Origin of the sequence: Phenylobacterium sp., from assembly GCF_035276905.1 — a bacterium.
Classification (GTDB): domain Bacteria; phylum Pseudomonadota; class Alphaproteobacteria; order Caulobacterales; family Caulobacteraceae; genus Phenylobacterium.
The window spans coordinates 1-20,736 of sequence record NZ_DATELG010000193.1; the positions used below are offsets into that span (position 1 = coordinate 1).

Annotated in this window: 21 protein-coding genes; 10 read left to right on the forward strand and 11 right to left on the reverse strand. The window is 68.2% G+C overall.

From position 1 onward, the window contains the following. From VJS38_RS08975 to VJS38_RS08995, 5 genes are all read left to right on the forward strand, one after another. The coding region (locus tag VJS38_RS08975) for an SDR family NAD(P)-dependent oxidoreductase (RefSeq protein ID WP_324087810.1) at window positions 1–687 on the forward strand (687 nt) is incomplete at its 5' end. Between the two features lie 108 nt (window positions 688–795). After that, window positions 796–1,638, forward strand: a complete 843-nt coding sequence (locus VJS38_RS08980; RefSeq protein ID WP_324087811.1) for an enoyl-CoA hydratase family protein — start codon at window positions 796–798, stop codon at window positions 1,636–1,638. Between the two features lie 3 nt (window positions 1,639–1,641). After that, window positions 1,642–2,856: an acyl-CoA dehydrogenase family protein gene (locus VJS38_RS08985; RefSeq protein WP_324087812.1), complete on the forward strand. Its 1,215-nt coding sequence runs from the start codon at window positions 1,642–1,644 to the stop codon at window positions 2,854–2,856. Between the two features lie 4 nt (window positions 2,857–2,860). Further along, window positions 2,861–4,048 (forward strand): acyl-CoA dehydrogenase, encoded by a 1,188-nt coding sequence (locus VJS38_RS08990; RefSeq protein ID WP_324087813.1) that lies wholly within the window; start codon window positions 2,861–2,863, stop codon window positions 4,046–4,048. Between the two features lie 10 nt (window positions 4,049–4,058). Further along, window positions 4,059–4,496 carry a RidA family protein gene (locus VJS38_RS08995; RefSeq protein ID WP_324087814.1) on the forward strand — a complete coding sequence of 146 codons (438 nt, stop codon included), beginning with the start codon at window positions 4,059–4,061 and terminating at the stop codon, window positions 4,494–4,496. Window positions 4,497–4,584: 88 nt separating this feature from the next. Here the strand turns inward: VJS38_RS08995 and VJS38_RS09000 are convergent, their stop codons facing one another. Together VJS38_RS09000 and VJS38_RS09005 are read right to left on the reverse strand one after the other, a co-directional pair. After that, window positions 4,585–6,633, reverse strand: a complete 2,049-nt coding sequence (locus VJS38_RS09000) for a 3-hydroxyacyl-CoA dehydrogenase NAD-binding domain-containing protein (RefSeq protein WP_324087815.1) — start codon at window positions 6,631–6,633, stop codon at window positions 4,585–4,587. 568 nt (window positions 6,634–7,201) lie between these two features. Then, window positions 7,202–7,411: a cold-shock protein gene (locus tag VJS38_RS09005; RefSeq protein WP_324087816.1), complete on the reverse strand. Its 210-nt coding sequence runs from the start codon at window positions 7,409–7,411 to the stop codon at window positions 7,202–7,204. A 444-nt stretch (window positions 7,412–7,855) separates the two neighbouring features. On the opposite strand from VJS38_RS09005, the gene VJS38_RS09010 reads away from it, so the two are divergent. Next, window positions 7,856–8,098: a hypothetical protein gene (locus VJS38_RS09010; RefSeq protein WP_324087817.1), complete on the forward strand. Its 243-nt coding sequence runs from the start codon at window positions 7,856–7,858 to the stop codon at window positions 8,096–8,098. A gap of 354 nt (window positions 8,099–8,452) precedes the next feature. Here the strand turns inward: VJS38_RS09010 and vapC are convergent, their stop codons facing one another. The 4 genes from vapC to map form a co-directional block, all read right to left on the reverse strand. Continuing rightward, window positions 8,453–8,857, reverse strand: a complete 405-nt coding sequence (gene vapC / locus VJS38_RS09015; protein WP_324087818.1) for a type II toxin-antitoxin system VapC family toxin — start codon at window positions 8,855–8,857, stop codon at window positions 8,453–8,455. After that, window positions 8,854–9,048, reverse strand: a complete 195-nt coding sequence (locus VJS38_RS09020) for a type II toxin-antitoxin system VapB family antitoxin (RefSeq protein ID WP_324087819.1) — start codon at window positions 9,046–9,048, stop codon at window positions 8,854–8,856. The genes vapC and VJS38_RS09020 overlap by 4 nt, the downstream gene beginning before the upstream one ends. A 179-nt stretch (window positions 9,049–9,227) precedes the next feature. Continuing rightward, on the reverse strand, window positions 9,228–9,980 hold the full coding sequence (radC, locus tag VJS38_RS09025; protein WP_324087820.1) for a RadC family protein: 753 nt from the start codon (window positions 9,978–9,980) through the stop codon (window positions 9,228–9,230). A gap of 80 nt (window positions 9,981–10,060) precedes the next feature. Continuing rightward, on the reverse strand, window positions 10,061–10,882 hold the full coding sequence (gene map / locus VJS38_RS09030; protein WP_324087821.1) for a type I methionyl aminopeptidase: 822 nt from the start codon (window positions 10,880–10,882) through the stop codon (window positions 10,061–10,063). Between the two features lie 275 nt (window positions 10,883–11,157). Between map and VJS38_RS09035 the strand changes: the two genes are divergently transcribed. Further along, window positions 11,158–11,910 carry a glucose 1-dehydrogenase gene (locus VJS38_RS09035; RefSeq protein WP_324087822.1) on the forward strand — a complete coding sequence of 251 codons (753 nt, stop codon included), beginning with the start codon at window positions 11,158–11,160 and terminating at the stop codon, window positions 11,908–11,910. A gap of 6 nt (window positions 11,911–11,916) precedes the next feature. Here the strand turns inward: VJS38_RS09035 and sfsA are convergent, their stop codons facing one another. After that, window positions 11,917–12,606: a DNA/RNA nuclease SfsA gene (gene sfsA / locus VJS38_RS09040; protein ID WP_324087823.1), complete on the reverse strand. Its 690-nt coding sequence runs from the start codon at window positions 12,604–12,606 to the stop codon at window positions 11,917–11,919. Window positions 12,607–12,658: 52 nt separating this feature from the next. On the opposite strand from sfsA, the gene VJS38_RS09045 reads away from it, so the two are divergent. Continuing rightward, on the forward strand, window positions 12,659–13,423 hold the full coding sequence (locus VJS38_RS09045) for a competence/damage-inducible protein A (protein WP_324087824.1): 765 nt from the start codon (window positions 12,659–12,661) through the stop codon (window positions 13,421–13,423). On the opposite strand, the gene VJS38_RS09050 is transcribed toward VJS38_RS09045, so the two are convergent. The 4 genes from VJS38_RS09050 to VJS38_RS09065 form a co-directional block, all read right to left on the reverse strand. Then, window positions 13,389–14,114: a capsular biosynthesis protein gene (locus VJS38_RS09050; protein ID WP_324087825.1), complete on the reverse strand. Its 726-nt coding sequence runs from the start codon at window positions 14,112–14,114 to the stop codon at window positions 13,389–13,391. The genes VJS38_RS09045 and VJS38_RS09050 overlap by 35 nt on opposite strands. Then, entirely contained in the window at window positions 14,111–15,703 is a 1,593-nt protein-coding gene (locus VJS38_RS09055; protein ID WP_324087826.1) for a hypothetical protein, read from the reverse strand. Before VJS38_RS09055 ends, VJS38_RS09050 begins: the two co-directional genes overlap by 4 nt. A gap of 160 nt (window positions 15,704–15,863) precedes the next feature. Continuing rightward, window positions 15,864–16,244 (reverse strand): HAD-IIIC family phosphatase, encoded by a 381-nt coding sequence (locus VJS38_RS09060; RefSeq protein ID WP_324087827.1) that lies wholly within the window; start codon window positions 16,242–16,244, stop codon window positions 15,864–15,866. Between the two features lie 54 nt (window positions 16,245–16,298). Continuing rightward, a complete protein-coding gene (locus VJS38_RS09065) occupies window positions 16,299–17,924 on the reverse strand; it encodes a GMC family oxidoreductase (protein ID WP_414692426.1) in 1,626 nt (541 codons plus the stop codon). 232 nt (window positions 17,925–18,156) lie between these two features. Here VJS38_RS09065 and VJS38_RS09070 point away from each other — a divergent pair, with 232 nt between their 5' ends. Together VJS38_RS09070 and VJS38_RS09075 are read left to right on the forward strand one after the other, a co-directional pair. Next, window positions 18,157–19,689, forward strand: coding sequence for an acyl-CoA carboxylase subunit beta (locus tag VJS38_RS09070; RefSeq protein ID WP_324087829.1), 1,533 nt, complete (start codon window positions 18,157–18,159; stop codon window positions 19,687–19,689). 49 nt (window positions 19,690–19,738) lie between these two features. Next, the coding region (locus VJS38_RS09075; RefSeq protein ID WP_324087830.1) for an acetyl-CoA carboxylase biotin carboxylase subunit at window positions 19,739–20,736 on the forward strand (998 nt) is incomplete at its 3' end.

A 20,736-nucleotide genomic window follows, 5' to 3' on the forward strand; every position in this document is an offset into this window, starting at 1 on the left:
GTTGCCTTGGCCGGCCGCCGCTCGGGCCCGCTCGAGGTGGTGGCGGATGAGATCTGTGCGGCTGGCGGCGTGGCCGCGCCGTTCGCGAACTTCGATGTCACCGACCCGGCGCGCATCGCGGCGGGGCTCGCCGCCGCGAACGAACGGTTCGGCGACCTGGCGGTGCTGGTCAACTGCGCCGGCGCGGCGCCCTCGGCGCCGTTCGAGAAGACGGACCTGACTTTTTGGGAGCAGGTGCTGAGGTTGAACCTGACCGGCGCCTTTCTCGTGACGCGGGCGGGCTTGCCCTCGATCAAGCGGGCGGGGATGGGACGGATCGTCAACGTCGCCAGCACTGCGGGGCTGACGGGTTATGCCTATGTCTCCGCCTACTGCGCGGCGAAGCACGGGGTTGTCGGACTGACGCGGGCGCTTGCGCTGGAGCTTGCGCGCAGCGACGTGACGGTCAACGCGGTTTGCCCAGGCTTCACCGAAACGCCCCTGCTCGAGGCGGCGATCGAGTCGATCCGGGAGAAGACTGGGCGCAGCGAAGATGAAGCGCGCACAAGTCTGGCCCGCAGCAACCCGCAGGGCCGCTTCGTGACAGCCGAGGAGGTGGCCCACACTGTTCTCTGGCTCGTTTCGCCGGAGGCCGTGTCGATAACCGGCCAGGCGATCGCGGTAGCGGGCGGCGAGGTGATGCGCTGAATCCCCGCGCCCGGGCGCGGGCGGCGAACACCCTAGACCAGGCGATGAGCGCCCTCGGGACGGCTTGTCGCGCCGACAAAGCTCTCATTGCATAGACCAGAGATTGAGATGAGCAACGCCATGAACGCCAGGAGACGTCGTTTCAAGGGCGAGAGCGCCAAGCACTTCCGGTTCGAGACGGACGACGATGGCCGCGTGGCGACCATCACCCTCGATCGGCCGGACAAGAAGAACCCGCTGACCTTCGAGAGCTACCAGGAGCTCGGTGATCTTTTCCGCTTGCTCGGCCGGGCCAGCGACGTGCGCGCCGTGGTGGTCACGGGCGCGGGGAACAACTTTTGCTCCGGCGGCGACGTGTTCGAAATCATCGAGCCGTTGACCCAGATGAAGATGCCGGAGCTGCTCGACTTCACGCGAATGACCGGCGATCTCGTCCGCCAGATCCGGGCCTGTCCGCAGCCGGTGATCGCCGCGGTCGACGGCGTTTGCGCGGGCGCGGGCGCGATCCTGGCGATGGCCGCGGACTATCGTCTCGCCACGTCGGAAGCCAAGACGGCCTTCCTGTTCACCCGCGTCGGACTGGCCGGCGCGGATATGGGCGCCTGCGGGATCCTGCCGCGGATCATCGGGCAGGGGCGGGCGGCCGAGCTGCTCTTCACCGGCCGGGTCATGACCGCTGAGGAAGGCCACGCCTGGGGCTTCTTCAACAGCCTGCATGAGCGGAGCGTGCTTCTCGGGGAAGCGCAGCGTTTCGCCAGGACCCTCGCCGACGGGCCGTGGTTCGCGCACGCCATGACAAAGAAGATGCTTGACCAGGAATGGTCGATGGGAATTGACGAGCTCATCGAGTCCGAAGCCCAGGCGCAAGCCATCTGCATGGCGACCGGCGATTTCCGTCGCGCCTTCGAAGCGTTCGCCGCCAAGCGCCGGCCCGAATTCAAGGGGGATTGATCAATGGCCGTCGCTCACGCGGCCTGGCCGCATTCGCCCTCGCGCGAGCATCTCGATTGGCCGTTCTTCGGTCCGGAGCACCGCGCGCTCGCCGCCCAGCTCGACGCGTTCATCAACAGCGGCGGGCTCGGCGCCATCGATCACGCCGACGTCGACAGCTCCTGCAAGGCTCTCGTCAAGCGGCTCGGTGACGCAGGGCTTTTGCGCCACTGCGTGCCGCGCGCCTTCGATGGGGCGTCGGAGGCGATCGACAGCCGGGCCCTGTGCGTCACGCGCGAAACGCTCGCCTATAGCGACAGCCTCGCCGACTTCGCATTCGCCATGCAAGGCCTTGGCTCGGGAGCGATCAGTCTGGCCGCCTCGGACGAGTTGCGGCGCCGGGTGCTTCCGAAGGTCGCCCAGGGCGCCTTGATCCCCGCCTTTGCGCTCACCGAGCCGAAGGCGGGTTCGGACGTTGCTGCGGTGGCCTCGAGCGCGCGCCGCGAGGGCGAGGAGTTTGTCCTCGACGGCGAGAAGATCTTCATCTCGAACGCTGGCATCGCCGATGTCTACACCGTGTTCGCCCGGACCGGGGAGGCTCCTGGGACCCGGGGCATCTCCGCCTTTGTGGTGTTCGCAGATACGCCGGGTTTCTCGGTCGTCGAGAAGATCGAGACCATGGCGCCCCACCCCCTGGGGCGGATCCGCTTCGAGAACTGCCGGATTCCAGCTGGCAATCTGGTCGGCAGCCCTGGCGAGGGGTTCAAGATCGCCATGCGCACCCTCGATATCTTCCGCCCGTCCGTGGCCGCGGCGGCGAATGGATTTGCTCGCCGCGCCCTGGACGAGGCGATCGCCCATACCCAGACGCGCCAGCTGTTTGGCAGCGCTCTAGGGGACTTGCCGACGGTCCAGAGCCGGCTTGGAGAAATGGCGACCGCGATCGATGCGGCTGTCCTGCTCACGGCGCGAACGGGCTGGCTGCGCGATGTCCAAAAGCAGCCGACCACGCAGGCGGCGGCGATGGCCAAGATGACGGCCACCGAAAACGCTCAGTGGGTGATCGATCAGGCGCTGCAGATGTTCGGCGGCCGCGGCGTGTGCGCCGGTCAAATCACCGAGCGTCTGTATCGCGAGATCCGCGCGCTGCGCATCTACGAAGGAGCGACCGAGGTGCAAAAGCTCATCATCGGCCGAGAGCTGATGAAGTCACCGAAAATCAGTCAGGCGAGAGGCTGAGTAGATGGCTGCATCAGCAGCGCGTTTCGACTGGTCGGACCCATTCTATCTCGACGCTCAGCTGAGCGACGAAGAACGCCTCGTCGCCAAAACCGCCCGAGCCTATGCGCAGGACAACCTCCTCCCACGCGTGCAAGAAGCGTTTCGGCATGAGAAAGCCGACCCGTCGATCTTCGCCGAGATGGGCGAGCTGGGCCTGCTTGGCCCGACGATTCCGGAGGAGTACGGGGGCGCTGGTCTCAACTACGTCTCATACGGACTGATCACCCGCGAAATCGAGCGGGTTGACTCCGGATACCGCTCGATGATGAGCGTCCAGTCATCGCTGGTCATTCTGCCGATCTACGCTTTCGGCAGCGAAGAGCAAAAACGCAAATACCTGCCTGGCCTGATCTCGGGGATCAAGATCGGGTGCTTCGGTCTGACGGAGCCGGATCACGGCTCGGATCCGGGCTCAATGACGACCCGCGCCCGCAAAGCAGATGGCGGCTATCTGCTCAACGGCGCGAAGACCTGGATCAGCAACTCGCCGATCGCCGATGTATTCGTGGTCTGGGCGAAGACCGAGGATGACGTCATCCGCGGCTTTATCTTGGAGAAGGGCTGGAAGGGCCTTTCCGCCCCGGCCATTCACGGCAAGGTCGGTCTAAGGGCGTCCATCACCGGCGAGATCCTCATGGACGACGTGTTCGTGCCTGAGGAGAGCCTGCTTCCTGGCGTTCGTGGCCTGAAGGGGCCGTTCACGGCCTTGAATTCGGCCCGGTTCGGCATCGCCTGGGGCGCGCTGGGCGCCGCCGAGGCCTGCTACGAGACGGCGCGGCAATACGTGCTGGACCGCAAGCAGTTCGGGCGCCCCCTGGCGGCCAACCAGCTCATTCAGAAGAAGCTCGCCGACATGACCACCGAGATCGCGCTCGGCCTGCAGGGATGCCTGCGGCTCGGACGGCTTAAGGACCAGGGCGAGCCGCCGGTGGAGCTGACGTCGATTCTCAAGCGTAACTGTTGCGGAAAGGCTCTGGACATCGCCCGCACCGCTCGCGACATGCTCGGGGGCAACGGGATCTCCGACGAATTCGGGGTGGCCCGCCACCTGGTGAACCTCGAGGTCGTCAACACCTACGAGGGCGCCCACGACGTGCACGCCCTCATCATCGGGCGCGCCATCACCGGCATCGCCGCCTTCGCGAATTGATGGAAACCGCATGACTTCGAAGGATCTCTCGGAAACAGCGTTTTCCATCACCCCGCACCGGATTCTGCAGCCAGCAGGGTGGGCGCCTCCGATCGGCTACGCCAACGGCGTGGAGGCCCAAGGGCGGACCCTTTTTGTGGGTGGCCAGATCGGCTGGAACGCCCAATGCAAGTTCGAGGTCCACGAACTGGCCGGGCAAGTGCGGCAGGCGCTCCAGAATATCGTGGCGATTCTGGCGGAAGCCGGGGCTCGCCCGGAGCACATTACGAATTTGACCTGGTACGTCCTCGACCGTAAGGCCTATTCCGCGTCGTTGAAAGAGATCGGCGCCGCCTACCGCCTCGTCATGGGACGGCATTTCCCCGCAATGGCGGTGGTCGAAGTCTCGGGGCTGATCGAAGACGAGGCTCTCGTCGAGATCCAGGCCACGGCCGTCGTGCCGGAGTGATATCGCGCGGCCGGCGCGGCGCCCGCCCTGCAGACCGCCGGCCCGCCGGGGTCGGCCGAGGGGTGGCGACGGAAGCTGGCGGGCGGCCTCAGCCGCTCGCCGCCGGATCGAGAAGCGAGCGGCCGCTTTCGGCCCGCGCCTCAAGCGAGGGCGCGACATCGAGCCCATAATGGCGCAGGCGGGACACGATCTTCTTGAGGCCGACGTGATCGGCCCAGTACATCGGGCCGCCGCGGTAGATCGGCCAGCCAAATCCCCGCACCCAGACCACATCGACATCCGAGGTCTTGCGCGCGATCCCTTCCGCAACGATCCTCGCCCCTTCGTCGACCATCGGGTAGAGGGTTCGTTCCAAGATCTCCTCCTCGGAGATGGCGCGCTGCGGTCGTCCAAGCGCCATCGCATAGTCGCGGATGATCGCCTGCGCCTCGCGCGAGGGGCTCCCGGTTCGATGATCGTCGTAGTCGTAAAAGCCCTTGCCCGCCTTCTGGCCGAAGCGGCCCGCGGCGCATAAGGCGTCGCGCAGACTCTCGATCCGCGACGGGTCGCGGTGCCAGCCAATGTCGACGCCGGCGAGATCCGACATCTGAAAGGGGCCCATGGGCATGCCGAAAGCGACATGGGCTGCATCGATCTGGTCGGGAAAAGCCCCCTCCATCAGGAGGTTCAGCGCTTCTGTCCGACGCCGAGCGAGGATTCGGTTGCCGATGAAGCCGTATCCATTGCCGGCGATGACGGCGGTCTTGCCGATGCGCTTGGCCAGCGCCATGGCGGTGAGGAGCGCGCTGCTCGAGGTTCGCGCCCCGCGGACGACTTCGAGCAATTTCATGATGTGAGCCGGTGAAAAGAAATGCAGGCCCATCACGCGGGCGGGGCGCGTGGTCGCCGCAGCGATCTCATCGATGTCCAGATAGCTGGTGTTCGTGGCCAGGATCGCTTCCGGCTTCGCGACCCGGTCCAGCATGCCGAAGATCTTGCGCTTGATCTCCATCAGCTCGAAAGCCGCCTCAATCACAACATCGCAGTCGCCGAGCGCTTCCGGCTCCAGAACCGGCGTCACGGCGGCGAGGGCGGCTTCGGTCTCGTGCTCTCCCAGCCTGCTGCTGGCCGCGGCGCGGGAGAGATTGCCGCGAACGACCTGGAGGCCGCGATCGAGCGCATCCCGATTGAGCTCATAGAGCACCACCGGAAAGCCGCTCGACAGGAACGCCGTCGCGATGCCGGCCCCCATTGTGCCCGCGCCGACAATGCCGATCTTTCGCACCGGCAGCGCAGCCGCGCCTTGGGCCAGATCGTCTACGCGTCCGGCGCCCCGCTCTGCATTGAAAAAATAACGCAACGCGCCCGACTGCTCGCCCGCCTCCAATTCCGTGAAGAGCCGCCGTTCGAGCAGGAGGCCGTCTCCGAATTCCAATTCCGTCGCGGCCCGGACGGCGCGCAGCGCCGCGTTAGGCGCGTCAAGGCCGCGGATCTTCCGCCCGTTGGCCGCGACGAATCGCTCTATCGCGCCGCCGTCCGTCGGATTGGCGCGCTCGCAGATGCGGGGAATTGGACGGACGTAAGCCTTCTCGGACGCAAGATCGATCGCCCCTTGAAGCAGCTTGCCTTCATCCGCCGTCCGATCGATCAAACCGATCGACGCCGCCCGGTTTTCACCGATTTGCTCGGCGGACACGATAAGCTCGATCGCAGTCGCAACGCCGATCAGTCGTGGAAGCCTCTGGGTTCCGCCGGCTCCGGGCAGCAAGCCGATCTTCACCTCCGGAAGGCCGAAGCGGGCCGACGGGACGGCGATGCGGTAATGGCATGCGAGGGCGATCTCCAGTCCGCCGCCCAACGCCGTGCCATGCATGGCCGCGACCACCGGTTTCGGGCACGCCTCGATGGCCGCGCAGACGCGCGACAGCGTCGGCTCTGCGCGCGGCTTTCCAAATTCTGAAATGTCGGCGCCGGCGAAGAAGGTCCTTCCCGCGCAAATCAGGACGACCGCATCGACGGCGTCATCGTTCGCAGCGTCTTCGACGGCGGCGAGCAGCCCCGCTCGGACCGGATGGCCAAGCGCATTCACGGGCGGAAAGTCCGCCGTCAGCACAAGCACTTGCCCGTGGATCTCACGGGTGACCACACGATCGTTCATCGGTCTGCTTCCGTTCATTCACCAGACTTCTGTCGAATTATCGCGCGCCACGGCGCGCCAGCTTGCGGCGGGCGTCGCATGCCACCTCCATCCAGCACGAGATGGCGCCCTAGTCTGGCACGGCGAGAAAGCGCCCCCCGCTGTTGCCGATGCTTATGTTGAGCGGGCGGACTCCGTGGTCGCCCACGCACGCGTCGATGAGCTCGTAAATTATTTCATGCTTAGAATATCGGCGGGGGCGGGCGCTGTCCAGAGTACCCGACCCGCCCGCCCCGCGTGCGCTGCGGTTGCTGGTGGGCGGGCATCGAGGCGCGTCTTAAGGCGCGCTGTGGCCGGGCCCAGGCAATGGTGGAAGCTCAAGCCGAACCAAGATGCGGCGCCCGACGAAGCCCGGTCGGAAGCTCGCCGCGGCGTCGAAAGACCGCCGGGTCACGGTTGTGGGGCGCTGGCCGCACCCGAAGCGCCGTGACCAAGCTGCGGTGGCCGGCGGCGCCGATATTGGCGTCGGCCTCCGGCAAACCCGGCGCGGTTCGGTCCACGGCGTGCGGACCGTTCCGCGCGACGAGCCTCAAGCGGCTTGCAGGTTGCCTGCGGAGGTCTTGCCGCTGCGCCGATCGCGCTCGAGTTCGAAGCTGAGCTTCTGCCCCTCGTGCAGCGACGCCAGGCCGGCGCGCTCGACCGCGCTGATGTGAACGAAAACGTCGTTCCCGCCGTCATCGGGTTGGATGAAGCCGAAGCCCTTGGTCGCGTTGAACCACTTAACGGTGCCGATTTGCATGATTGTCCCTTTCCGGACACGAATTCTCACACCCAGGATGGGGCTTGAGATCAAATTTTCGGAGAGGGTCGTGTGGCGGTCCCGAAGTTGAAATCTGGGATTTCTCTCGGATGGCTGCCGAGCCAAAACGAAATTCGACGCAGAAATAATGGGGTGAGATCCACGGGGGCGCAACGGATATCTCGAAAAAAGCGTTCCCAGGCTGTCAAATGTGTTACGGCACAACATGCAAACCAAGACTGACAGAGCAGTGCTCACCGTTTTGCGCCACGAGGGCGCATGGGCCGTCGAGCTCGATGGGGAATTGTTCGGCCATTCCCGGGACAGAGAGATCTCTAAGGCGGCCGCCCACCGCCGCGCCCGAGAAGTGCAGGATGCCGGTCGGCCGTGCCAAGTGCGCGTGAGCGGCGAGACTGGATTTTACGCTGCGCCATGAGACGGTCGGTGAAGCCAGCCGCCCGCAAGTCCCCTGCGGTACGGTTCCGCGCTGAGATCGAACAAGCTGTGGCGGACGGCTTCGCCTGTGAGGACATGAGGCTCCGCCTCACGCTCGGAGATGCAAGCCTTCTCAAGCGCGACCCCAGCCTCGCGATTTCGGATATCAGCTTCGCGGGCGGTGACATGCGCTTCCTCGGTGTTCGCATCGAGGAGGGCGGTGTCGAACGAAGCGAATTGGTCCGGTCGTAGCGCGGATGTGGCGCCGGGGCTCGCCGAGGTTCGATCCCGGTGGAACATCGGCGCGACGGAGCAGTTCGGTGATGACCGGATGGGCGCCCAGTCCGTCCTTGAGCTGCAGCCATGCGGTTCGCTGCAGACCGGAACTACACGCAGATCCCTGATCGGGCGGTCAAGTGGCGCCGCCTGCACCACCATCGGAGCTGAAGCTGGGGAAGGGAATTTTTTCGCGACCCGTCGATCTGGCTCCGCCGTGCGCGAGGCCCCCGAAGTGGCGTAGCTGGACGCTAGCGGAGCCGCTGGCAGCCGAGAGGCCGAAAATGGGCGCGGAGCCAAGGTCGGCTCCCTGGGGCGGGCCAGTCGCGGTCAGGTGCGCGAGAGCGCGGATGTAAGGCCGAGGTGCTGGACGAACGGGTCGAAGTCCCGATCGCCGTAAAGCAGCGGCAGGCCGTCTTCGATGCACCGCGTGGCGATGAGGATGTCGATCGCCTTGCGGACGGTCGCGCCGAGCTCGCGCAGCCGCCGGAAGTTGCGGGCGGCGAGGATCGCTGCGTCGCGGCCTGCGACCTCGATCACGTCGAGCGATCCGAAAAGACGAAGCGCCTGGTTGAAGTCGCGCTCGCTCGTGAACCCCTGCAGGACCTCCGCCAGGACGAGGTCGCCGATAACCACTGGCTCGCGGCCGAGCAGGGCGTCGAGGTGATCCGTCTGCGCGGAGGCCGTCCCCCGGAAGTAGTCGATCCACACGCTTGAATCGACGAAGGTGGTCATTTGTCTAGCCGCATGGCCTCGAGGTCTCCGGTCCACTCCAGCTTGCCGCGGAAGGCGCGGAATTCCTCCTGCCGGCGTAGCCGAAGCAGCGTCTTGAGTCCCAGCTCCACGGCCTCGCGCTTCGTCTTCAGTCCCGTCGCTTGCAGGGCGTCGGCCATCAGCTTGTCGTCGATCTCAATGTTGGTGCGCATGGATGTGTACCGATGTCTGGACTTATACACATAGATCGCCCGCCTCGTATCCGCAAACCGGCTGGCCTTTGCGACGGCGGCCCCGCATCGAGATCGCATTTGGCTTAATGCCGGTCCGAGCCATCTTGGATTCTACCGCGAGGTACTGCCGTCTAAGTGATCTCTTTGAGCGATGAGGCTCAGAGCAGGCCGAGGGCTTTGAAGCTCGCGATTCCATCGCGGCCGACGACGAGGTGGTCGTGGACCGCAATACGCATGGTCCGGGCGGCCTCGATGATCTGGCGGGTGATCTCTATGTCGGCGGAGGAGGGGGTGGGATCGCCCGAGGGATGGTTGTGCACCAAGATCAGCGCGCTGGCCGACAACTCCAAGGCGCGACGCACCACCTCACGCGGATAGACCGGTGCGTGATCGACGGTCCCGTGCCCTAAAGCCTCATCCGCAATCAAGCTGTTCTTCTTGTCGAGGAACAGCACCCGGACCTGTTCGCGCGGCTCGTGGGCGAGCGCGGTCTTCACATAGGCGAGCAGCGCCGACCAGGAGGAGATCACCGTGCGCCGCGCGGCCTGTTCGCGCGCGGCCCGGAGCGCGGCCTCCTGCACCAGCCGAAGGTCCAGGGCCAGGGCCTCGCCCACGCCGCGGACCGTCTTCAGCGCCTCGGCGTCGGCGCCCAGCACCGCGCCCAGCGAGCCGAAGCGGGCGATCAACTGCTTGGCGAGCGGCTTGACGTCGCCGCGCGGGATCGAGCGGAACAGCAGAAGCTCCAGCACCTCATAGTCCGGCAGGGCGGCGAGGCCCCCGGCGCTGGCCCGCTCGCGCAGCCGCTCGCGGTGGCCGGCGTAGTGCGGCTTGGCGGGCGCAGGCGCGCGCTGCGCCTCGGCCCACAGGTCGGGCTGGGGCGAGGCGTCCTCGAGGGCGGGCCGACGGTCCATGTCGGCAATGTTCCGTATTTGTTCGGTCGGCGCAAGCCCCGCCGGGCGCCAGCCGTCGCCTCCGCTGCGCCCCCTGCTGGTCAGCCGCCCTGCACGGGCGGTTGGAACAGGCCGGCCGGCGAAAGGGTGAAGATCTCGATCCCGGTCTCGGTGACGCCGACCGAATGCTCGCACTGGGCGGAAAGCGACTTGTCGCGGGTGACCGCGGTCCAGCCGTCGGCGAGCAGCTTCACCGGCGGCTTGCCCAGGTTCACCATCGGCTCGATGGTGAAGAACATGCCCGGTTGCAGGATCTCGCCCGTGCCCGGCTGGCCGAAGTGCAGGATGTTGGGCGCATCGTGGAACACCCGGCCAAGGCCATGGCCGCAGAAGTCCCTCACCACGGAGCACCTCATGCTTTCCACATAGGTCTGGATCGCGTGGCCGATGTCGCCGGTCCGCGCCCCGGGCTTCACCGCCGCCAGGCCCCGCTGCAGCGACTCGTAGGTGACGTCGATCAGCCGCTTGGCCCTGGGCGCGATCTCGCCCACGCCGAACATCCGCGAGGAGTCGCCGTACCAGCCGTCGACCACCACCGTGTGGTCGATGTTGACGATGTCGCCTTCGCGCAGGGTGCGGTCGCCGGGGATGCCGTGGCAGACGACGTGGTTGGGGCTGATGCACAGCGTTTTGGTGTAGCCGCGGTAGCCGAGGCAGGCGGGCAGGCCGCCGTTGTCGAGGGTGAACTCGCGCGCCAGCTTGTCGAGGTCGTCGGTGACGACGCCCGGGACGACATAGGGGACCAGCATGTCCAGACATTCGGCCACCAGCCGGCCGGCCCGGCGCATGCTTTCGAAGTCCTCCGCCGTGTGCAGCTTGATCTGGCCGGTGCGGTATTCGGCGTCGAGGATTTCGTTCTGCATCGGTCGGGCTCCGCGATCGGCCGCCCGGGATCGCCGGGACAAGTTCGCCTATCGAGGCCGGATCGCAAATGTGGAAGCGCCTATGTCGCAATCCTGGAGCCGAAGTTCAACGGGAACGCTCATCGCACCCCCCGCGCCTTGAACGGCGCGTGCTCGGCGAGGCATGGAAACCGAGGTTTGAGCGAACGTACAACGCAGCGGCTTGATCCCTGCCGCAGCCTCGTGGCCCCATTGGATCAAGGCGTTCGGCCAAGGAGCAAAGAGAGGAGGGCGCGATGGCGCTGTCCGGCTTGAGCGGCAAGACCGTGATCATCACCGGGGCGGCGGGCGGAATCGGCTCGGCCGCCGCGAAGCGGCTGCTCGACGAGGGCTGCAAGGTGGTGGCGGTCGACCTCCACGCGGACGCGATCCGGCGCGCCTGTGGTCAGGTGGGCTCCGACCGCTTCCTGGCGATGGAGGCCGACGTCTCCACCGAGGCGGGCGTCGCGGCCTATGTCGAGGCGGCCGTCGCACGGTTCGGCGGCGTGCAGCTGTTCCTCAACAACGCCGGCGTCCTCGGGCGGCTGACGCGGATCGTCGACCTGCCGGCGGCCGACTTCGACCACGTGATGACGGTGAACCTGCGCGGGGTGTTCCTGGGGCTGAAGGCGGTGCTGCGGCGCATGGTCGAGCAGGGCGAGGGCGGGGCGATCGTCAACACCTCGTCCAAGGGCGCGCTGCGCCCGCCGGCGAACTGCGCCGGCTACGCGACCTCGAAAGCCGGGATCATCATCCTGACCGAAGTCGCCGCCCAGGAGCACGGCCGCGACAACATCCGCGTCAACGCCATCTGCCCGGGCCTGACGGCGACGCCGATCCTGCCGCCCTCGCACGCCGAGCACGAGGCGGAGGTCTGCGCGCGCTTCCCGATGCCCCGGTTCGCCCGGCCTCAGGAGGTAGCCGGCCTCGTCGCCTATCTGCTCAGCGACGAGGCCGGTTTCCAGACCGGCGGCGTCTATCCGATCGACGGCGGGGCGCGGCTGGCCTGACGACGGTCAGATGCGGCGGCCGATGGCGATCCGCTCGGCGCTGACCTCGCAGGCGTAGGCCAGCGGCTCGACGCCCTGCGCGCAGACGCGATCGAAGGCCGCGGCGAAGGCCGGGTCGAGGTCGCGCGCGACGCTGAACCGGTCGCAGTCGGCGCGCAGGATGACGAACAGCACCACGGCGCGATCGCCCAGTCGGCCCATCTCGCCCAGCTCGGCCATGTGCCGGGCGCCGCGGGCGGAGACGCAGTCCGGCCATTCCGCCGGGCCTGCGCCCCGGTGGAGGGTCACGCCCTTGACCTCGACCCAGGCCGGCGGCCGGTCGGGCCCCGTCAGCAGGAAGTCGACGCGGCTGGCGGCGCCGTATTTCACTTCGCGGCGGTGGACGGCGTAGCCGGCGAGCTCGGGGATGGCGTCCGCCGCCAGGGCCTCGGCGACCAGCCGGTTGGGCAGCAGGGTGTTGACGACCGTGGGCGCGCCCTCGGCCTCGACCAGCTCCAGGGTGTGGGCGAGCTTGCGCTTCGGATCGTCCGACCGCGACAGCCAGCAGGCCTGGCCGGGCGCGTTCAGCCCCAGCATGGCGCCGGGGTTCGGACAGTGGGCGGTGACCTCGCCGCCGTCCTCCAGCTCGACGTCGGCGAAGAAGCGCTTGTAGCGTTGCTTGAGGCGGCCACGCGTCAGCGGTTGCGGGAAGTCCATCGTTGGCTTTAGTCCGTAGGGCAGCGCAGGCATTTAGGCGAGGGATCGGCCGATGGCGAGCGGGCAAGGAGCGGTAGTCACCGCCGCGGTGCTGATCATCGGCGACGAGATCCTCTCCGGCCGCACCCAGGACACCAATCTGCGCGACATCGCCCGCTATCTCGGCGTCCATGGCGTGGACGTCTCGGAGGTGCGGATCGTTCCCGACGTGATCGAGGAGATCGCCGGCGCGCTGAACCAGTTGCGGGCGAAGTACGACTACGTCGTCACCACCGGCGGCATCGGCCCGACCCACGACGACATCACCGCCGACGCGGTGGCCGCCGCCTTCGGCGTCGAGCTCTACGAGGACCCGGGGATCATCGCCGAGATGCAGGGCAAGTGGGAGGTGACGCCGGCCCGTCGGCGCATGGCGCGGATTCCGGCGGGCGGCGGGCTGGTGCGCAACCCAGTGCAGGGCCCGCCGGGCTTCACCATCGGCAACGTCTTCGTCCTGGCCGGGGTGCCCTCGATCATGCGCGGCATGCTGCAGGACGTGGGCCACCGGCTGAAGGGCGGGGCGGTGACGCTGTCGCGCACGGTGCGGGTCGCCGGCTCCGGCGAAGGGGTGATCGCAGCGCCGCTGGAGACCGTGGCCAAGGCGCATCCGACGATGTCGCTCGGCAGCTATCCGTTCTTCGCCCCGGGGTGCTTCGGCTCGAACCTGGTGCTGCGCAGCCGCGACGCGGCCGAGCTGGAGGCGACCGTGCGCGAGCTGATCGCGGCGCTGAAGGCGGCGGGGATCACGGACGTGGCGGAGGTGGCGGAGGAGGCCTGAGAGCCTCGTATTCCGCCGGCGTTCCGCAGAACACCACCTGCGAGCGCGCGATCAGCCGCCAGCCGATGCGCGCGCCCTTGGCGATCAGGTGGTTGTAGAGCGGGGCGACATAGAGCTCGCGGGCCTGAGGCGCGGCGCGCTCGGCGGCGAGCGCGGCGCGAAAGGCGCCGGCGCTGGCGAAGTGATAGAGGCCGGTGCAGCAGAGATCGGAGATCGGTCGCTTCTCGGCGGTCTCGGCGGCCCAGGGCTCGGGGCCGGGCGCGGGCCTGACATAGGACCAGTTCTCGCCTGAGCCCCTGAACACCTCCAGCCAGCCGTCGGCGGAGGCGAGCGGCTCGCCGGGGAAGGCGAAGCCCGGGCGGAAGGTGTCGATGTTGAAGATGGTCAGCGGTCCGTCCCAGCCGGCCGCGTCCAGCCCGCGCTCGACCGTCTCGGCCTGGCCGGCGGTGACCTCGGACAGGCCGACCACCTCGAACCGGGCAAGGCCCAGGGCCCGGGCTTCCTCGCGGACGAAGGCCTCGGCCTCGGCGGCCGCTACGAACAGGAACGGCGTCGTGGCGAAGTCGGCCTCGAAGCTTGCCACCGCATGGGCGAAGACGCTGCGGCCGGCGAGTTCCAGCCGGTGCTTCGGCCGGTCGTAGCCGGCGTCCCGGAACCGCTGCGAGCGGCCCGCCATGGGGATCACGATCATGCGTCGAGCTCGCGCCAGAGCCGCAGCGCATTGGCGATGAAGGCCTGCTGGCGGTCGGGGCGGTCGGCGTGCAGCGGCAACATGGAGAGGAACAGGCTGACGCTCACCGCGCGCACGGCCTGCGAGAGCCCGCCGACCCCGTCGACCTCGAGGTCTTTGAGCGCCTCGGCGAGCCACGGCTGGCAGGACACCGGCGCGAACGCCAGCGCGTAGTCCGAGCCGTGGCGCGCAAGCGAGCAGCGGCCGGCGACGATCTGGTCATAGCGGCCGACGATCGAGTGCCCGAGCTTGGCGAGGTCGTAGCGCAGATCGCCCCACAGGCTGGGCGTCCGGTCCACCGAGCCGCGCGGGTCGATGGCTTTGATGCGCCGGTTGCGGCTGTCGTAGAGCAGGTTCGAGAAGCACAGGTCGCCGTGCATGGCGCAGCCGATCCGGCCGCTGGTCAGGTCCATGGCGCCGACCAGCCGTTCGGCGATCTGGAGCAGCGACGGGCACGGCCGGCCCTCGTAGCTCAAGGGCTCGGTGATGCGGGTTTCGCCGTCGCGGGCGAAGGCTTCCAGCCGGACGAGGGTCTTGTCCGCCGCCAGCGTCCTCAGCGCCTGGTCGCCGCAGATGTCGCCGCGGGTCGCGGCCAGGGTCCGCAGCAGGTCCTCGCAGGACGCCAGGATCCTCAGCCACGGCTTCCTGCCGACCGCGCCGTAGACGAACAGCTCCGAGAGCACCGGCAGGAACTCGTACTCGGTGTCGTAGAAGGCGCGGCCCTGCTCCAGCCCGAAGCCCAGCAGGCGCGCGCAGTAGATCTGCACGGCCGGCGGGGCGGCCTGCAGCCAGTGGGCCTCGGCGCGCATCTTGGCGGTGTCGGCGCTCGACTTGCGCGCCGTCAGCCCGTCGATGCGCACGGTGTTGAAGGCGCGCGCGGTGGTCACCGCCATCCGCGACTGGAAGAAGGTCGTCAGGTGGCCGAAGTCGAGCCAGTCGTCGGCTTCGGCGGCGCGCACCGGGCGATCGGCGAGGTAGTGGTTGATCGCCGCGATGAAATCGCCGCGGCGCCGGGCGAGCGCCCGCAGCAGGTCCAGGCCCGAGGCGAAGGCGAAATAGCCGGCGGCGATCGGCCGGCCCTCGTGCCCATCCTCGCCGGCCGGAGTGTTGACCAGGGCCAGCACGCGGCCGTCGGGCGCGGTCTCCATCTCCGCCCAGGCGTATTCGGTGGAGCGCGGACCGGCGACGATCACGTCGTGGGCGTGCAGCGGCGGTGCGGCGATCAGGGTGTCGCCGTGCAGCAGGTGCACCGGCTCGTCGCCGGCGCCGATGGTGTTCAGCGCATAGACCACCGCCTCGCCGAGGCTCAGGCCCTCGGGCGCCGGCACGATCTCGGCGCCCAGGGCGGCGAGCCGGACCGCGTCGTGTTCGGGCACGGCGAAGGTCTCGGGCAGGACGAGGTGCACGGGACCTGCGCCCTCCAGCGCCTGCATCTGCAGCTCGTAGAGCCGCTGGACGCCGACCGGCAGGAAGGCCGGCGGCAAGGGGCCGAACTCGGCCGCCAGCTCCTGGCCCACCAGGGCGCCGGACATGATCAGGCGGACGGTCATTCGGCTCTCAGAACTGCAGCGCCGCACGCCCCCTCAGTCGGCTTCGCCGAAAGCTCCCCCGCTACGCGGTGGAGCATCTTGGCGCCTGAGATCCTCCACCGCGTAGCGGGGGAGGTGGCTCGCGCAGCAAGACGGAGGGGGCGTTGAGGCGTCGGGGACTTCAACCAAGCCCCTCCCTCGCCAACAGCGCCTGGATCTCCTCATGGCTGAGGGCCAGGAACTCGCTCGGCCTCACCGCCTTGTCGTCGACGTAGAAGCCCTCGGTCCCGCACCAGGGCTTGCCGACGTGGACCTCGTCGAAGGGGATCTCGTGGCGGGCCAGCCAGTCGAGGATCCCCGGCAGGGTGGTGGCGTTGATCTTGCCGATCTGGCCGTCATAGGTGCGCATGTTGCGCGCCGAGCAGATGACGATCTCGAAGCCCTGGGCCCGGTAGGCCCGCAGCTTGTCCACCACCGCCGCGTTCGGCTGGCGCTCGGCGTAGCCCACCGACGGATCATCGTGGGTCAGCGTCCCGTCGAGGTCGAACACCAGCCGCTTCATGAGGGGAGGCTAGGGTGATTCTGACGGTGTCCGGGTGCGGTGGAGCGGCCCGGCCTACGCGTCCTCCAGCACCATCGCCGCCCCCTTCTCGGCGATCATGAGGGTGGGGGAGTTGGTGTTGCCGGAGGTGATCCTCGGCATGGCCGAGGCGTCGATCACCCGCAGGCCTTCCATCCCGCGCACCCGCAGGCGCGCGTCGAGCACCGCGCGGGGATCCGACGCGGGCCCCATCGCCGCCGTGCCGACGGGGTGGAAGATGGTGGTGGCGATTTCGGCCGCGGCCTGCAGCAGGTCCTCGTCGCTCTCGGCCTGCGCGCCGGGGCGGAACTCCTGGGGATGGAAGCGGGCGAGCGGCGCCTGGCCGACGATCCTGCGGACCAGCCGCAGGGCGGCGACCGCCACGCGCCGGTCCTCGTCGGTGGAGAGGTAGCAGGGGGCGATCCTCGGCGGCGCGGCGGGGTCGCCGCTGGCCAGGCCCACCCGGCCGCGGCTGGTCGGACGCAGGTTGCAGACGCTGGCGGTGAAGGCGCCGAATGGGTGCAGGCCGTCGCCCCACTTGTCGAGCGACAGCGGCTGGAAGTGGAACTGCAGGTTGGGCGTGGCGTACTCGGATGAGGACCTGGCGAACATGCCCAGCTGCGAGGGCGCCATGGTCAGCGGCCCGCGCCGGAAGAGGGCGTACTCCAGTCCCATGCCCGCGCGCCGCAGAAGGTTGGCGTAGTCGGTGTTCAGCGTGCGCACGCCGCTGACCTTGAAGATCGGGCGGATCTGCAGGTGGTCCTGCAGGTTGGCGCCGACGCCCGGAAGGTCGTGGACCACGGGGATGTCCAGCGCGCGCAACGCCTCGGCCTCGCCGACGCCGGAGAGCATCAAGAGCTTCGGCGAGGCGACCGCGCCGGTCGCCAGGATCACCTCGCCGCGGGCGCGGGCGACGAACCGCTCGCTCCCGCGGCGGAAGACCACGCCCGTGGCGCGCCTGCCGTCGACCGCGACGCGCTCGACCTCGACGCCGGTCTCCAGCCGCAGGTTCGGCCGGCTCAGCGCGGGCTTCAGGAAGGCGCGGGCCGCGCTGACCCGGCGGCCGGCGCGCTGGTTGACCTGGAAGTACGACGACCCGGCGTTGTCGCCGCAGTTGAAGTCGCCGACCGGGGCGATGCCGGCGGCTGCGCCGGCCTCGCGGATCGCGTCCAGGACGTCCCACCGCACGCGCGGGTGCTCGACCCGCCATTCGCCGCCGGCGCGGTGGTGGTCGCCTTCGGGGGCGATGTGGTCCTCGTGGCGCAGGAAATAGGGTAGGACGTCGTCCCAGCCCCAGCCGATCAGGTCGAGCTGTCGCCAGCCGTCGTAATCGGCGGCCTGGCCGCGCATGTAGATCATCGCGTTGATCGCCGAGCAGCCGCCGATCACCTTGCCGCGCGGGTAGGCGAGCCTTCGCCCGCCGAGGCCTTCCTCCGGCTCGGTCTCGAACATCCAGTCGGCGCGCGGATCGCCGATGGCGAAGAGGTAGCCGACGGGGATGTGGAACCAGATCCAGTCGTCCTGGCCGCCGGCCTCCAGCACCAGCACCCGGCTCCTGGGATCGGCCGAGAGCCGGTTGGCCAGCAGGCAGCCGGCGGAGCCCGCGCCGGCGATGACGTAATCATAGGTCCCGGAGTCGCGCGGCTGGTCGTTCAATGTCATTCCCACATCACGCGGCGCTCGATGTCGCGGCCCTCCACGATTCCCCGCCGGTCGGGCAGGAAAGGGTGAGGATCATCCCTCGGTTTCTGCCCCAAAGAGCCCCATGAAGACAATGATCTGGCGGGTCTTCGCACGTCGCTGGAGCGGCATCTTCGCTATTTCTCGCAAGGAAGGCTTGCCGCTGAGCCGCGAGGCCAATATGCGCTCCCCGGAAGATGTCGAAGGAGCGGGCGTGAAGCACATCCTGGAAGAACTGGAGCGGCGTCGGGCCGAGGCCCGGCTGGGCGGCGGCGAGCGGCGGATCGCCAATCAGCACAAGAAGGGCAAGCTGACCGCGCGCGAGCGCATCGACCTCTTGCTGGACGAAGGTTCGTTCGAAGAGTTCGACATGTTCGTCGAGCCCAGGACCAACGACTTCGACACCGGCGAGCAGAAGATTCCCGGCGACGGCGTGATCACCGGCTGGGGCACGATCAACGGCCGCGTCGTCTTCGTCTTCTCCAAGGACTTCACGGTGTTCGGCGGCTCGCTGTCGGCCACGCACGCCCAGAAGATCGTCAAGGTCCAGCGCCAGGCGATGAAAGTCGGCGCGCCGATCATCGGCCTGTTCGACGCCGGCGGCGCGCGCATCCAGGAAGGGGTCGACAGCCTCGCCGGTTACGCCGACATCTTCCTCGAGAACACCCTGGCCTCGGGCGTCATCCCGCAGATCTCCGTCATCATGGGGCCGTGCGCCGGCGGCGACGTCTATTCGCCGGCGATCACCGACTTCATCTTCATGGTGAAGGACACGAGCTACATGTACGTGACCGGCCCCGACGTGGTGAAGACGGTCACCCACGAGGACGTCACCCACGACGAGCTGGGCGGCTACCGGGTCCACGCCCAGAAGTCCGGCGTCGTCGACGGCGCCTTCGAGAACGACCTGGAGGCGCTGACCCAGGTCCGCCGGCTGATCGACTTCCTGCCGCTCTCCAACCGCGAGAAGCCGCCGGTCCGCGAGAGCTTCGACGACCCGAGCCGCGACGAGGCCAGCCTCGACACCCTGGTGCCGGCCAACCCGAACAAGCCCTACGACATCAAGGAACTGATCCTGAAGGTCGTGGACGAGGCCGACTTCTTCGAGATCAGCCCCGACTACGCCAAGAACATCGTGGTCGGCTTCGCCCGCCTCGACGGCCAGCCGGTCGGGATCGTCGCCAACCAGCCGCAGACGCTGGCCGGCGTGCTCGACATCGACTCGAGCCGCAAGGCCGCGCGCTTCGTGCGCTTCTGCGACGCCTTCGGCATTGCGCTGGTGACCTTCGTCGACGTGCCGGGCTTCATGCCGGGCACGCGGCAGGAGCAGGGCGGCCTGATCCGTCACGGCGCCAAGCTCTTGTTCGCCTACGCCGAGGCCACCGTGCCGAAGCTCACGGTGATCACGCGCAAGGCCTACGGCGGCGCCTATGACGTCATGAGCTCGAAGCACCTGCGCGGCGACGTCAACTATGCCTGGCCGACCGCCGAGATCGCGGTGATGGGCTCGAAGGGCGCGGTGGAGATCATCTTCCGCTCCGAGATCGGCGATCCCGAGGCGATCGCCAGGCGCGAGGCGGACTACAAGGAGAAGTTCGCCAATCCGTTCGTGGCCGCCCAGCGCGGCTATATCGACGACGTGATCATGCCACACGGCACGCGGCGCAGGCTGGTCCGGGCGCTGAAGAGCCTCAAGGGCAAGGAACTCGCCAACCCCTGGAAGAAGCACGATAACATCCCGCTCTAAGGGCCGGGCTCAAAACGAAAACTCAAATACGGGACGCCGGGCTCAAGCCATGTTCTCCAAGATCCTGATCGCCAACCGCGGGGAGATCGCGGTCCGCATCATCAAGACCTGCCGCAAGCTCGGCATTAAGACCGTCGTCGTCTATTCCGAGGCCGACGCGGACTCGATGGCCGTCGAGATGGCCGACGAGACGGTGTTCATCGGCCCGGCGCCCGCCGCCGAGAGCTATCTGGTCGCCGACAAGATCGTCGCCGCCTGCCGTCAGACCGGCGCCGAGGCGGTCCACCCGGGCTTCGGCTTCCTGTCGGAGAACGCCGGCTTCGCCAAGCGGCTGGCCGCGGAGGGCATCGTCTTCATCGGCCCCAACCCCGGCGCCATCGAGGCGATGGGCGACAAGATCGAGTCGAAGAAGTTCGCCGCCAAGGCCGGCGTCTCGACCGTGCCCGGCCATGTCGGCGAGATCGAAGACACCAAGCACGCCATCAAGATCGCCGAGGACATCGGCTATCCGGTGATGATCAAGGCCTCCGCCGGCGGCGGCGGCAAGGGCATCCGCGTGGCCTGGAACCGCCAGGACGTCGAGGAAGGCTTCCCGGCGGTGCGCGCCGAGGCCAAGGCCAGCTTCGGCGACGACCGGATCTTCATCGAAAAGTTCATCGAAAGCCCGCGCCACATCGAGATCCAGGTGCTGGGCGACAAGCACGGCGCCGTGGTGCACCTGTTCGAGCGCGAGTGCTCGATCCAGCGCCGCAACCAGAAGGTCATCGAAGAGGCCCCGAGCCCGCTGCTCGACGAGGCCACCCGCATGGCGATGGGCGAGCAGGCGGTCGCGCTCGCCAAGGCGGTCGGCTACGACAGCGCCGGCACCGTCGAGTTCGTCGCCGGCCAGGACCGCAGCTTCTTCTTCCTGGAGATGAACACCCGCCTGCAGGTCGAGCATCCGGTGACCGAGCTGATCACCGGCGTCGACCTGGTCGAGCTCATGATCCGCTCCGCCGCCGGCGAAAAGCTGCCCTTCAAGCAGTCGGACGTGAAGATCAACGGCTG